Genomic DNA, 12999 nt, shown 5'->3' with positions numbered 1-12999 from the left:
ATGGACCTGGCGGTCAGCCGTCGCGCGCGGCCCGGCGCCGACCTGGTGTCCTGGCTGATCGCCCACCCCGCCGCGCTCAGCGACGAGGAGATGGCGCACAACCTGATGGTCATGCTGGTGGCCGGCAACGAGTCGTCCATCAACTGGATCGGCAACACGGTGCGGCTGCTGCTCACCGACCGCCGCTTCCGCACCACCCTGACCGGCGGCCGGGCGACCGTCGCGGACGCCCTCGACGAGGTGCTGTGGCGCGACCCGCCGGTGCAGAACTTCCCCGGCCGGTGGGCGGTTTCGGACACCGTGCTGGGCGGCCAGTACATCAGCGCCGGCGACATGCTGGTGCTCGGCCTGGCCGGCGCCAACGACGACCCGTCCGCGCACGGCCCCGACGGCATCGCCGGCAACCGGGCCCACCTCGCCTGGGGCGCCGGACGGCACGTCTGCCCCGCGCAGGACCCGGCCCGGCTGATCGTCGAGACCGCCATCGAAACCCTCCTGCACTGCCTCCCCGACCTGCAACTCGCCATCCCCGCACACGAGCTGACATGGCGACCGTCGCCGTGGTCGCGTGCCCTGGTCAGCCTGCCGGTGCTGTACAGCGCCTTCGTCCCGCCCCGCCCCGCTTCGCCCGAGAGGACCGCATGGACACCGCAGACCAGCTCCAGCCCGTCAAACTCGACCCCGTCGGGGCCGACCAGCACGCCGAGAACGAACGGCTCCGCGCCAACGGACCGGCGACCCTGGTGGAGCTACCTGGTGGAGTGGTGGTCTGGGCGATAACCCACCACGACACCCTTCAGGAACTTCTCGCCGACCCACGGGTCGGCAAGAACGCCAAGCACTGGAACCTGTACCAGGAGGGCCGGCTCCCCGAGGGCTGGCCGCTGATGACCTTCATCACCGTGCCCGGCATGACCACCTCGGACGGCGCCGACCACCGCCGCCTGCGCGGCCTGGTCTCCCAGGCCCTCACCCCGCGCCGGATCGCCGAACTGGCCCCCGCCATCGAACAGCGCGTCCACCGCCTGCTCGACAACATCGCCACCCTGGACGGCGACTTCGACCTGCGCACCAACTTCGCCTACCCCCTGCCCATGCAGGTCGTCGGCGAGCTGCTCGGCCTCGCCGAGGACCAGCAGGACCGGCTGCACGAACTCTCCGACACCCTGGTCAGCTCCTCCTCCGTCCCCGGCGCCGGCGCGGCCGCCGCCCGCGCCCTGGCCGGACTGCTCGCCCAGGTCGCCGCCGGGAAGCGGGCCGAGCCCGCAGCCGACCTGACCACCGCGCTGATCGCCGCCCGCGAGGAGCAGGACCGGCTCAGCGAGGAAGAGCTCATCGGCATCCTGATGCAGCTGGTGGTGGCCGGCCACGAAACCACCCTGAACCTGATCTGCAACGCGGTCCGCGCCCTGCTCGCCCACCCCGAGCAGCTCGCCCTCGTGCTGGACGGCACGGTGGACTGGTCCGCGGTGGTCGAGGAGACCCTCCGCTACGACGGCCCCGTCGGCCAGTTCCCGATGCGCTACGCGCTGGAGGACATCCCCGTCGGCAACGTCCTCATCCGCCGCGGCGAGGCCATGCTCTCCTCGTACGCCGCCGCCGGACGCGACGGCAACCACTACGAGGACGCCGACCGCTTCGACCTCACCCGCACCAACAACCGCCACCTGGCACTCGGGCACGGGCCGCACTTCTGCATCGGCTCCGCGCTGGCCCGCCTGGAGGCCGAGACGGCGCTGCGTGAGCTGTTCGCCCGCTACCCCGCCCTGCGGCTGGCCGACGGTGCGGACCCGCGACCGATCGCCTCCTTCGTCAGCAACAGCGTCAGCAGCCTGCTGGTGCGCACCTCCTGACGCACGCCTTCGGGGCCGCCCCCGCCGGGTCGACACGTGACCGGGCGGGGGCGGCCCTCGTTGCACCTGCCATGAAGAAGCTCACCGCGCTCGCCGCCCTCTCCCTCTCCGGGCTCGCCCTCGGCACCGCACCGGCCCACGCCACCACCCCCACCCCCCTCATCCAGACCGGCAGCCTCAGCCAGGCCCACGGCGTGGACACCGGCTACCACGGCGAGATGCCGTCCAGCACGGAGCTGTGCCACCGCGACCTCGCGAACTACCCCCTGGTCGGCGAGGTCGTGGAACGGGCCACGGGCGTCTGCGAGGCGGTGGGCACAACGCTCGACGGCACCAAGTAGGGAGAAAGAGTTCACACCGGCAAGGTCGCGATCACGTGCAAGTCATTGCCCTGCGTCGCGATCTTGCGGTCGGGTCCTTCCGCTTCGCGCAGTTCCTCGCGCCCCTGGGTGCCCCCCTCGATATGGTGCGGAATGTCCGTATTTCCCGTGGCGCGAGGTGATCCCGTGGGCAGCGTGGCCGAGCAGATGGTGGAAGTGCTCCAGCAGGCGGGGGTCGAGCGGGTCTACGGGGTGGTGGGGGACAGTCTGAATCCGGTGGTGGATGCGATCCGGCGGGCCGAGGGGATTTCCTGGGTGCACGTCAGGAACGAGGAGGCGGGGGCGTTCGCGGCGGCGGCGGAGGCCGAGCTGACGGGGCGGTTGGCGGTGTGTGCGGGGAGTTGCGGGCCGGGCAATACGCATCTGATCCAGGGGTTGTACGACGCGCATCGCAGTGGGGTTCCGGTGTTGGCGCTGGCCTCGCACATTCCGTCGGCGCAGATCGGGACGGGGTTCTTCCAGGAGACGCATCCGGAGCGGGTGTTCACGGATTGCAGTGGTTGGTGCGAGCTGTTGTCGAGCCCGGCGCAGTTGCCTCGGCTGTTGCGGGTGGGGATTCAGCACGCGTTGGGGGCCCGTGGCGTCGCGGTGCTGGCGTTCCCGGGCGATGTGGCCGCGTTGCCCGCGCCGGCGCCGACCGGGCGGAGTACGTTCCTGACCGAGCAGGCGGTGGCGGCGCCGCCGTGGTCGCAGGTGCAGGCGCTCGCGGAGGCGTTGAACGCGGCGCGGACGGTGGCGGTGTTCGCGGGCGCGGGGGTGCGGGGTGCGCACGAGGAGTTGATGAAGCTCGCGGGGACGCTGCAGGCGCCGATCGGGCATTCGTTGCGCGGCAAGGAGTGGGTGCAGTTCGACAACCCGTACGACGTCGGGATGAGCGGGCTGCTCGGTTACGGGGCGTGCCACGAGGCGTTGCACGAGGCCGAGTTGGTGCTGCTGCTGGGCACCGATTTCCCGTACGACTCGTTCCTGCCGCAGGCCCGTACCGTACAGGTGGATCACGACGCGACGCGGTTGGGCCGGCGTACCGCGTTGGAGTTGGCGGTGCACGGGGATGTGGCGGCGACGTTGCGGGCGGTGCTGCCGCTGCTGGAGCGGAAGACGGACCGGTCGTTCCTGGACGGGCTGCTGACCAGGCACTGCCGGGCGCTGGAGACGGTGGTCGGGGCGTACACCAAGGGCATCGAGAAGCACCGGCCGATCCATCCGGAGTTCGTGGCGTCGGTGCTGGACGAGGTGGCCGCGGAGGATGCGGTGTTCACCGTGGACACCGGCATGTGCAATGTCTGGGCGGCCCGTTATCTGACGCCGAACGGGCGGCGGCGGGTGATCGGTTCGTTCCTGCACGGTTCGATGGCGAACGCGCTGCCGCACGCGATCGGGGCCCAACTGGCGTTCCCCGGGCGGCAGGTGGTCTCGATGTCGGGCGACGGCGGGCTCGGGATGCTGCTGGGCGAGCTGTTGACGGTGGCCAAGCACCGGTTGCCGGTGAAGACGGTGGTGTTCAACAACGGGGCGCTCGGCATGATCAAGCTGGAGATGCTGGTCTCCGGCTATCCGGAGTGGGAGATCGACAACGGTGAGGTGGACTACGCCGCGATCGCCCGGGCCTGCGGGATCCCGGCGAAGCGGGTGACCGATCCGGTGAAGGTCCGCGAGGTGCTGGCCGACGCCCTGGAGCGGCCCGGTCCGGCCCTGGTGGACGTGGTGACCGACCCGAACGCGCTGTCCATCCCGCCGCACATCACCGCCGCCCAGCTCAAGGGTTTCGCGCTGGCCGCCGGGCGGACGGTGCTGACCGGCGGTGTCGGCAGGATGATCGATCTGGCCCGGTCCAACCTGCGGAACGTGCCCCGTCCCTGACCTGCGAATGCCGTCCGAATAAGGGCGAGGAAACTGGGAAAGCAAGGGAGGGGACGGCCCGTTTGCCTGTGGGGCAAGTTTGTTGCCCGTGAGGCACAAAGGGTGTGGACTGGAGCCATGACAGACAGTCCACTGGGCGACGACCAGGAGGTCGCGGGCCTCGGCGCGCGGCTCCGGGAGCAGCGGGTCACCAGCCGGCTCACGCTGGAGGCCGCGGCGGCCCGGGTCGGTCTGTCGCCAGCTTACTTGTCACGCCTGGAGACCGGGCGGCGTCAGCCTTCGCTGCCGGTGCTGCTCGGCCTCGCCAGGGCGTACGCGACCAGTGTGTCCGGGCTGCTCGGCGAGCAGGTGGCCGAGCCGGATCCGGTGATCCGCGGCGGCGTGGTCGAACCGGGCCGGGCCGGCGGCTGGGGGTACCGGCGCGCCGGTGCGCCGGGCCGTGCCATGCAGGCACTGCGGGTGCACGTCCCGCCGAGCTCGCAGGACGCCGTGGTGCGGGTGCACCCCGGCGAGGAGTGGCTCTACGTCACCAAGGGCCGGATGCGGCTCACCCTGGGCGACCGGGTGCACCTGCTCGGCGAGGGCGACTCCGCCCACTTCGACTCGCTGACCCCGCACTGCATCGCGGCCGACTCCGACACCGGTCTCGACCTGATCTTCGTCCACACCCTGCTGCAGAGCCCCGCCGGCGACCTGTGCCTCGGCGACGCCCCCCGCCTGTAGCCCCCGCACCCCCCGTCCGCCACCACCGTCAGGAGACCGCCATGGCCGACACCAAGCCCGCCGTCCCGCAGTACAAGGAGACCGTCGACGCGGGCTACCGCGCCTCGAACCGGGTGTGGATCCGGGTCTGGATCTACATCGTCTCGGGCCACGGTTTCGTGGGCTTCCTCTTCCTGCTGTTCTACGTCGGCCGCCACGGCAAGTAACCGGCCCGTCAGGGGCCCAGTACGGTGCACAGCGCGTCCAGGGCGGCCTCGAAGGCGTGGTCGGGCGGCGTGCCGTAACCGACCACCAGCGCCGGGGGCCACTCCGGCGGCCGGTCCGCGCCCTCGGCCCGGCTCCACCCCAGGGTGTGCACCCGCACCCCCGCCCGCAGCGCGCGGGCCTGGAGTTCGTCCTCGCCCGGGGAATCCCCGGGCAGTTCCAGGACGGCGTGCAGGCCCGCGCTTATCCCCGTCACCCGCACCCGCGGGGCCCGCTCGGCGAGCACCTCGACCAGCCGGTCGCGGCGGCGACGCAGCAGTTGGCGGCTGCGCCGGACATGCCGGTCGTAGCCGCCGGATTCGATCAGTTCCGCCAGCGTCAGCTGCTCCAGGGCGCCGCTCTGGCCGTCCGCCAGCTGCTTGTGCCGCCCCACCGGCTCCACCAGCGCGGCCGGCAGCGCCAGCCAGGCCAGCCGCACGCCCGGCGCCAGCGACTTGGACGCGGTGCCCGCGTACACCACCCGCTCCGGGTCCAGCGCCTGCATCGCCCCGATCGCGTGCCGGTCGTAGCGGAACTCGCCGTCGTAGTCGTCCTCGAGCAGATAACCGCCGACCTGCCGCGCCCAGTCCACCGCCTCCGCCCGCCGGGCCGCCCGCAACGGCATCCCGATCGGGAACTGGTGCGCGGGCGTCAGCAGCGCCAATCCGGCGTCGGTGCACGCCAGTTCGGCCGTCACCGCGCCGCCCGCGTCCAGCCGCAGCGGACGCATCGGCAGCCCCTGTGCGGCGAGCACCGCGTGCTGCGGCGGCAGCCCGTACGCCTCCACCGCGACCGCCCCGAGACCCTGCTCGCGCAGCGCCGCGCAGACCAGGCCGAGACCCTGCTGCACGCCCGAACAGATCAGCAGCCGCTCCGGATCGGTCCGCACCCCCCGGGCCCTCGCCAGGTAGCCGGCCAGCGCCCGGCGCAGCTCGATCCGGCCCCGCGGGTCGCCGTACCCGAACGCGTCGTGCGGGGCGGTCGCCAGCGCCCGACGGGCCGCCGCGAGCCACGCGCCGCGCGGGAACCGGCTCAGGTCGGGCGAGCCCGGCTTCAGGTCGTACCGCAGCGCGACGGGCTGCCGCAGGCCCGGCGGCGGTGCGGCCGGCGCGCGCTGCGGGCCGCGCTCCGCGACCACCGTGCCCGACCCCTGGCGGGACATCAGCCAGCCCTCCGCGACGAGTTGGGTGTACGCCTCGGCGACGGTGTTGCGGGCGATCCCGAGGTCGGCCGCGAGCGCCCGGGAGGACGGCAGCCGGGTGCCGGACGCGAGCCGGCCGTCCCGCACGGCCGTGCGCAACGCGTCCTCCAGGGCGGCCCGCAGACCGAGACCGCGAGTGCGCCCGGCAGTCAGGTCGAGATGCAGATCGCCGCCGAAAGTGGCCCAGGAACTCATCCCCCCAATGAACCACACCACCGGGCCAACCCCCGCCTAGCGTGGGGTTCATGACCGACCAGACCACCGTCCCCGCCCCCGCCCAGCGCCTCGCCCTCGCCCGCGTCGCCCCCGAGTTCCACCGCAACCTGATCGCCCTCGACCGCCTCGCCCGGGCCGGCCTCGGCGACCCCGTCATCGCCCACCTGGTCGACCTGCGCGCCTCCCAGATCAACGGCTGCGCGTTCTGCCTCGACATCCACTCCCAGGACGCCCGCGAGAACGGCGAAGCCGAACACCGCCTGCACACGCTGTCCGCGTGGCGCGAGACGCCGTTCTTCACCCCCCGCGAGCGCGCTGCGCTGGCCCTCACCGAGGCCATCACCCTGGTCGCCACCACGCACGTCCCCGACGAGGTCTTCGACGAGGCCGCGAAGCACTTCTCCGAGACCGAACTCGCCCACTTGATCGGCGTGATCACCACCATCAACGCGCTCAACCGCGTGGGCGTCAGCACGAGGATGTCGCCCACAGCCAGGTGAACCCAGGGGCGCTGGGAACTGCGCGACAAGCGCAAACCACGTCCGTTAGGTCGCGATCAAGTGCAAGTCATCGTCCTGCACCGCGATCTTGCGGTCGGGTGCGTTCCCCTTCGCGCAGTTCCGCCCCCTCGCTTCGCTGGGGGTACCCCCAGCGCCCCTGGTTTCGCGTCCGTCTGCGTTTCGCGCTCGCGTGCGTTTCGCGCGATGGTGGTGGTTGAGGTGAGTGCGATGGCCGAGATCGCCTTGCAGGTCGACGTCGCGGCGTCCCGGGAGCGGTTGCTGGCGGCGTTGGACACCCGGGTGGGTTTGACGTCGTGGTGGAGCACCGGGATCGAGCGGGACGGGGAGGATCTGCTGGTCACGGTGCCGGATGCGCCGGAGCCGCTTCGGCTCCGGCGTGAGCGTGCGGACCTGGACCGGGTGGGGTGGCGCAGTGTGGGGATGTATCCGCCGACGTGGCAGGGCACGACGGTGACGTGGGACCTGTTCGATCATCCCGACGGGTCGCGGCACACGCTGTTGCTGCTGCGCCATCTCGGGTGGGGGCCGGACACGGTGGCGTCGGTCCCGGCGGCGGCGGGCGGGTGGGCGGAGGCGATCGTCCGGTTGAAGGACTACGCGCAGAGCGGGCGTCCGCAGCCGCTCTTCGTGCCGGACGGCCACTCGCATCCGGGGGTGCACGCGGCTGCGGACTGACCACGACGCGCCGTTCCGGGTGATGACCTGCATGGAGTGGCGGCGGCGGGTGAGACTGGCAGCATGTTGGGACTTCCGGACCGAATCAACGCTTTCCTGTTCGACCTGGACGGGGTGCTGACCCAGACCGCGAAGGTGCACGCGGCCGCGTGGAAGCACATGTTCGACGGGTTTCTGCGGTCGGAGGCGGAGCGCACCGGCGCCCCGTTCGTCCCGTTCGATCCGGTCGGCGAGTACGACCGGTACGTGGACGGCCGGCCCAGGTTGGACGGCACCCGGCAGTTCCTGGCGTCGCGCGGGATCGAGCTGCCGGAGGGCACCCCGGAGGATCCGCCGGGGGCGCGGACGGTCAACGGGTTGTCGGCGGCGAAGAACGAGACCGTTCTGCGGATGATCCGCGAGCAGGGCGTGCAGCCGTACCAGGGTTCGGTGGCGTACCTGCACCGGCTGCGGGAGTCGGGGCTGCCGCGGGCGGTGGTCTCGTCCAGTGCGAACTGCCGGGATGTGCTGAAGGCCGCCGGGATCGACGGCCTTTTCGACGTGGTGGTGGACGGGATCACCGCGGCCCGCGACCACCTGGCGGGCAAGCCCGCGCCGGACACCTTCCTGGCCGCCGCGAAGCAGCTGGGGGTGGAACCGGAGCACGCGGCGGTGTTCGAGGACGCGCTGGCGGGCGTCGCGGCGGGCCGGGCCGGCGGTTTCGGCACGGTGGTGGGGGTGAACCGCACCGGGCAGGCGGAGGCGCTGCGCGAGCACGGCGCGGACGTGGTGGTGGATGACCTGTCGGAGCTGCTCGGGGAGCGTGGATGAGCCCGTCCGAGGCGTTCACGGTCGATCCGTGGGGGATCAGCGAGCACGGTCTGGACCTGCCCGGGCAGGCCCGCGCGGAGTCGGTGTTCGCGCTGTCCAACGGCCACATCGGGCTGCGCGGCAACCTGGACGAGGGCGAGCCGCACGGCCTGCCCGGCACCTACCTGAACGGCGTGTTCGAGCTGCGTCCGCTGCCGTACGCGGAGAGCGGCTACGGCTTCCCGGAGTCCGGGCAGAGCGTCATCAACGTCACCAACGGCAAGCTGATCCGGCTGCTGGTCGACGACGAGCCGTTCGACCTGCGGTACGGCGAACTGCGCAGCCACCGGCGCAGCCTGGACTTCCGGGACGGCATCCTGCGCCGGGAGGCCGAGTGGACCTCGCCGGCCGGGCGGACGGTGCGAGTCAGCTCCCGCCGGCTGGTGTCGCTGACGCAGCGGGCGGTGTGCGCGATCGACTACTCGGTGGAGGCCGTGGACGGCCCGGTACGGATCGTGCTGCAGTCCGAGCTGGTCGCCAACGAGCAGATGCCGGGCAGCGGGGACGGCGACCCGCGGGCGGCGGCCGTGCTGGAGGCCCCGCTGACGGCCGAACTGCGGCACGCCGACGGGACGAAGGGCGTGCTGGTACACCGCACCCGGTTCTCCGGGCTGCGGGTCGCCGCCGGGATCGACCACGTGATCGACGGGCCGGAGCGGATCGACACCGCCGCCGAGTCCTCGGAGGACCAGACCCGGATCACCATCACCACGGTGCTGAACGCCGGCCAGAAGCTGCGTCTGGTGAAGTTCGTGGCGTACGGCTGGTCGGCGACCCGTTCGCTGCCCGCCGTCCGCGACCAGGTGGAGGCGGCGCTGACCGCCGCCCGGTACACCGGCTGGGACGGCCTGGTGGACGAGCAGAAGGAGTTCCTGGGCCGGTTCTGGGGCGACAACGACGTCGAGATCGAGGGCGACGTCGAACTCCAGCAGGCCGTCCGGTTCGCGCTGTTCCACGTATTGCAGGCGGGTGCCCGCAGCGAGGAACGGGCCATCCCCGCAAAGGGGTTGACCGGCCCCGGGTACGACGGGCACTCGTTCTGGGACACCGAGACCTTCGTGCTGCCGGTGCTCACCTACTGCCTGCCGGAGGCCGTCAAGCAGGCGCTGCGCTGGCGGCACACCACGCTGCCGATGGCCCGTGAGCGAGCCGCCCAACTGGGCCTGGCGGGTGCGGTGTTCCCGTGGCGGACGATCCGCGGTGAGGAGTGCTCCGGGTACTGGCCGGCCGGCACCGCCGCGTTCCACATCGGCGCCGACATCGCGGCCGCGGTGGTCCGCTACATCCGGGCCACCGGCGACACCGAGTTCGAACGCACCCACGGCCTGGAACTGCTGGTGGAGACCGCCCGGATGTGGCGTTCGCTGGGCCACCACGACGCCAAGGGCAACTTCCGGATCGAGGGCGTCACCGGCCCCGACGAGTACAGCGCGGTCGCCGACAACAACGTCTTCACCAACGTGATGGCGCAGGCGAACCTGTGGAACGCCGCCGACGCCGCGCTGAAGTACCTGCACGAGGCGTCGGCGTTCGGCGTGGACACCGAGGAGGCCGCCGCCTGGCGCGACGCCGCCGACAAGATGTTCATCCCGTACGACGAGCAGATCGGCGTTCACCCGCAGGCCGACGGCTTCACCGACCACCAGATGTGGGACTTCGAGGCCACCCCGCCCGAGAAGTACCCGCTGCTGCTGCACTACCCGTACTTCGACCTGTACCGGAAGCAGGTCGTCAAACAGGCCGACCTGGTGCTCGCCATGCAGACCCGCGGCGACCTCTTCACCCCCGAGCAGAAGGCCCGGAACTTCGCCTACTACGAGCGCCTGACCGTCCGCGACTCCTCGCTGTCCGCCTGCACCCAGGCCGTCATCGCCGCCGAGGTCGGCCAGCTCGACCTGGCGTACGACTACACCGCCGAAGCCGCCCTGATGGACCTGCACGACCTCGGCGGCAACACCCGCGACGGCCTGCACATGGCCTCGCTGGCCGGCGCCTGCATCGCCCTGGTGGCCGGCTTCGGCGGCCTGCGCGACCACAGCGAACACCTGTCGTTCCGCCCCCGGCTGCCCGCCGGACTGCAACGGCTGTGCTTCTCCATGAGCGTCCGCGAACACCTGCTGCGGGTCGACATCACCCACGCCACCACCACCTACACCCTCCGCCGCGGCAGCGTGCTGGCCGTCCTGCACGACGAGGAACCGCTGCACGTCGAAGCCGGCAAGCCCGTCAGCCGCCCCACCAAGAAGATCGGCACCCCCGCCGAGCGGCCCACCCAGCCGCCTGGCCGCGAACCGGCCCGCCGGCACAGCCAGGCCGGCGTCCAGGTCGGCGCCGTCGACCATCTACCGGCCGAGTGATGCACGCATAAATCGTTGACGCGGCGTCAACACTCCCTGTACGAACCGTGACCGGTCGTGCAGGGAGCTTCACGCGCGCCACCGGTCCGCAGTCCCGACCGGAGGCAAGTCCGTGCGCACCTTCGCCCTCACCGCCGCCGTCCTGCTCACCACCCTCACCGCCGCCACCCCCACGCACGCCGACACCACCCACCGCGGCACCCGCTGGGTGCACAACTGCGCCCGCCCCGCCCACACCGACACCGCCGCCTGCCAGGCCCTGCGGGTCGTCAGCGCCGCCACCGAGCGGGAGGGCTACGGCCCCGCCGACCTGCTCGCCGCGTACGGGCTGCCCGCCGACGGCGGCGAAGGCGCCACCGTCGCGATCATCGACGCCTACGACAACCCCAACGCCGAGGCCGACCTCGGCGTCTACCGCGCCCACTACGGGCTGCCCGCCTGCACCACCGACGGCGGCTGCTTCCGCAAGACCGACCAGCGCGGCGGCACCCGGATCCCGCGCGCGGACGGCGCGTGGGCCGGCGAGACGGCGCTCGACCTCGCCATGGTCTCCGCGATCGCCCCGCGCGCCCACCTGCTCCTCGTGGAGGCCGACAGCGCCGGCATCGCCGACCTCGGCGCCGCCGTCAACACCGCCGTCGCGATGGGCGCCAAGGTCGTCTCGATCAGCTGGGGCGCACCCGAGAACGGCAACGCCGCCTCCTACGACACCCGGTACTTCGACCACCCCGGCGTGGCCATCGCCGTCGCCGCCGGGGACGGCGGCTACGGCGTGATCTTCCCGGCCTCCTCGCCGCACGTCACGGCCGTCGGGGGCACCTCGCTCCGCAACGACAGTTCGCCGCGCGGCTGGGCGGAGGACGTCTGGTCCACGAGCTCCACCGAAGGGACCGGCAGCGGGTGCTCGACCAAGCTCACCAAGCCCAAGTGGCAGACGGACACCGGCTGCACCCGGCGCACGGTCGCCGACGTCGCGGCCGTCGCCGACCCCGAGACCGGCGTCGCCGTCTACCAGACCTACGGCGGCAGCGGCTGGTACACCTACGGCGGGACCTCCGCGGCGGCGCCGATCATCGCCGCGACGTACGCGCTGGCGGGCGCGCCGGCGGTCGGGAGCCGGCCGGCGAGCTTCCCGTACGCGCACTCGGACGCGCTCAACGACGTGGTCAGCGGTTCGACGGCCTCGTGCCGGCCGGCGTACCTGTGCACGGCGGGGCCGGGGTATGACGGGCCGACGGGGCTGGGGACGCCGAACGGGGTCGGGGCGTTCCAGGGCTAGCAATCAGGGGCGCGTGGGGGTACCTCCCGGCCCGCCAGGGCTGGGGGAGAACTGCGCGAAGCGCAAGGCATGTCCGTTAGGTCGCGAGCACGTGCAAGTCATTGTCCTGCGTCGCGATCTCGCGGTCGGATCCTTCCGCTTCGCGCAGTTCCCCGCGCCCCCGGTTTCGCTCCCGCACAGTCGGCGTCGCGGGAGCCGTCCGCTATCGGACAGGAATCTTCTCGCGAGCCGGATGAAACATCCTGGCCATGCCGGGCCGTCATAGGGCGGATCCGGTGGAGGGAGAGGAAACGTGGCCACAGCTCGACGGCGGGCGGCCCTGGAGGAGGAGTTCGTCGCGTTCGCGGCGGCCCGGTCCGGGCAGCTCTACCGCTCGGCGTACTTCCTCACCGGCGGGGACGCGCATCTGTCCGAGGATCTGGTGCAGGAGACGCTCGGTCAGATGTACACCCAGTGGCACCGGCTGTACCGGCCGAGCTGGGCGGGGCGGATCGACAATCCGGCCGGGTACGCGCAGACCGTGCTGGTGCGGGCGTATCTGACGCACCAGCGGCGGCGCAGCAGCAGTGAGCGGCCGAGTCAGGTGCTGCCGGAGCTGGTGGAGCACGGGCCGGACTCGGCGTTGCGGCTGGCACTGGTCGATGCGCTCGGTCAACTGCCGCCGCGGGACCGGGCGGTGGTGGTGCTGCGGTACTGGGAGGACCGCAGTGTGGAGGAGACCGCGGCGATGGTGAAGGACAGTTCGGCTGCCGTGCGCACCCGGTGTTCGAGGGCGCTGGTCAAGTTGCGGGGGCTGTTGGGCGCGGATCTGGCGGAGCTGGTGGCGCGGTGAGCGGGGATTT

Annotated in this window: 12 protein-coding genes; 11 read left to right on the top strand and 1 reads right to left on the bottom strand. The window is 72.2% G+C overall.

Going from position 1 to position 12999, the window contains the following annotated elements:
* Positions 1-641: 641 nt before the first annotated feature.
* The 5 genes from ACIHEI_RS09100 to ACIHEI_RS09080 all read left to right on the top strand — a co-directional run bounded on the left by ACIHEI_RS09100 (position 642) and on the right by ACIHEI_RS09080 (position 5022).
* Positions 642-1853, top strand: coding sequence for a cytochrome P450 (locus ACIHEI_RS09100; protein WP_396606169.1), 1212 nt, complete (start codon positions 642-644; stop codon positions 1851-1853).
* 71 nt (positions 1854-1924) lie between these two features.
* Complete coding sequence (locus tag ACIHEI_RS09095; protein ID WP_396606168.1) at positions 1925-2194, top strand: hypothetical protein; 270 nt, start codon at positions 1925-1927, stop codon at positions 2192-2194.
* Positions 2195-2380: 186 nt separating this feature from the next.
* Positions 2381-4093, top strand: a complete 1713-nt coding sequence (locus ACIHEI_RS09090) for a pyruvate dehydrogenase (protein ID WP_396606199.1) — start codon at positions 2381-2383, stop codon at positions 4091-4093.
* 117 nt (positions 4094-4210) lie between these two features.
* On the top strand, positions 4211-4816 hold the full coding sequence (locus ACIHEI_RS09085) for a helix-turn-helix domain-containing protein (protein WP_387866912.1): 606 nt from the start codon (positions 4211-4213) through the stop codon (positions 4814-4816).
* Between the two features lie 41 nt (positions 4817-4857).
* Positions 4858-5022, top strand: coding sequence for a DUF6126 family protein (locus ACIHEI_RS09080; protein WP_157815763.1), 165 nt, complete (start codon positions 4858-4860; stop codon positions 5020-5022).
* 8 nt (positions 5023-5030) lie between these two features.
* Here ACIHEI_RS09080 and ACIHEI_RS09075 read toward each other — a convergent pair whose 3' ends face one another.
* Complete coding sequence (locus ACIHEI_RS09075) at positions 5031-6455, bottom strand: PLP-dependent aminotransferase family protein (RefSeq protein ID WP_396606167.1); 1425 nt, start codon at positions 6453-6455, stop codon at positions 5031-5033.
* Between the two features lie 50 nt (positions 6456-6505).
* On the opposite strand from ACIHEI_RS09075, the gene ACIHEI_RS09070 reads away from it, so the two are divergent.
* The 6 genes from ACIHEI_RS09070 (at position 6506) to ACIHEI_RS09045 (ending at position 12989) form a co-directional block, all read left to right on the top strand.
* Complete coding sequence (locus tag ACIHEI_RS09070; protein WP_396606166.1) at positions 6506-6976, top strand: carboxymuconolactone decarboxylase family protein; 471 nt, start codon at positions 6506-6508, stop codon at positions 6974-6976.
* Positions 6977-7204: 228 nt separating this feature from the next.
* Positions 7205-7672, top strand: a complete 468-nt coding sequence (locus tag ACIHEI_RS09065) for an SRPBCC domain-containing protein (RefSeq protein ID WP_387640579.1) — start codon at positions 7205-7207, stop codon at positions 7670-7672.
* Between the two features lie 63 nt (positions 7673-7735).
* Positions 7736-8482 (top strand): HAD family hydrolase, encoded by a 747-nt coding sequence (locus ACIHEI_RS09060; RefSeq protein ID WP_387866914.1) that lies wholly within the window; start codon positions 7736-7738, stop codon positions 8480-8482.
* Positions 8479-10878, top strand: a complete 2400-nt coding sequence (locus ACIHEI_RS09055) for a glycoside hydrolase family 65 protein (RefSeq protein ID WP_396606165.1) — start codon at positions 8479-8481, stop codon at positions 10876-10878. The genes ACIHEI_RS09060 and ACIHEI_RS09055 overlap by 4 nt, the downstream gene beginning before the upstream one ends.
* Positions 10879-10990: 112 nt before the next feature.
* Positions 10991-12157, top strand: a complete 1167-nt coding sequence (locus ACIHEI_RS09050; RefSeq protein WP_396606164.1) for a S8 family serine peptidase — start codon at positions 10991-10993, stop codon at positions 12155-12157.
* Between the two features lie 292 nt (positions 12158-12449).
* Positions 12450-12989 (top strand): SigE family RNA polymerase sigma factor, encoded by a 540-nt coding sequence (locus ACIHEI_RS09045; protein WP_387640569.1) that lies wholly within the window; start codon positions 12450-12452, stop codon positions 12987-12989.
* Positions 12990-12999 lie beyond the last annotated feature (10 nt).

The organism is Kitasatospora sp. NPDC051984, assembly GCF_044593455.1.
In the GTDB taxonomy this organism is placed as follows: Bacteria; Actinomycetota; Actinomycetes; order Streptomycetales; family Streptomycetaceae; genus Kitasatospora.
This window is presented reverse-complemented; position numbering and strand designations above follow the sequence as displayed.

Coding starts and splice junctions, on each gene's coding strand:
- ACIHEI_RS09100 (WP_396606169.1), top strand. CDS start 642: ATGGACACCGCAGACCAGCTCCAGCCCGTCAAACTCGACCCCGTCGGG.
- ACIHEI_RS09095 (WP_396606168.1), top strand. CDS start 1,925: ATGAAGAAGCTCACCGCGCTCGCCGCCCTCTCCCTCTCCGGGCTCGCC.
- ACIHEI_RS09090 (WP_396606199.1), top strand. CDS start 2,381: ATGGTGGAAGTGCTCCAGCAGGCGGGGGTCGAGCGGGTCTACGGGGTG.
- ACIHEI_RS09085 (WP_387866912.1), top strand. CDS start 4,211: ATGACAGACAGTCCACTGGGCGACGACCAGGAGGTCGCGGGCCTCGGC.
- ACIHEI_RS09080 (WP_157815763.1), top strand. CDS start 4,858: ATGGCCGACACCAAGCCCGCCGTCCCGCAGTACAAGGAGACCGTCGAC.
- ACIHEI_RS09075 (WP_396606167.1), bottom strand. CDS start 6,455: ATGAGTTCCTGGGCCACTTTCGGCGGCGATCTGCATCTCGACCTGACT.
- ACIHEI_RS09070 (WP_396606166.1), top strand. CDS start 6,506: ATGACCGACCAGACCACCGTCCCCGCCCCCGCCCAGCGCCTCGCCCTC.
- ACIHEI_RS09065 (WP_387640579.1), top strand. CDS start 7,205: ATGGCCGAGATCGCCTTGCAGGTCGACGTCGCGGCGTCCCGGGAGCGG.
- ACIHEI_RS09060 (WP_387866914.1), top strand. CDS start 7,736: ATGTTGGGACTTCCGGACCGAATCAACGCTTTCCTGTTCGACCTGGAC.
- ACIHEI_RS09055 (WP_396606165.1), top strand. CDS start 8,479: ATGAGCCCGTCCGAGGCGTTCACGGTCGATCCGTGGGGGATCAGCGAG.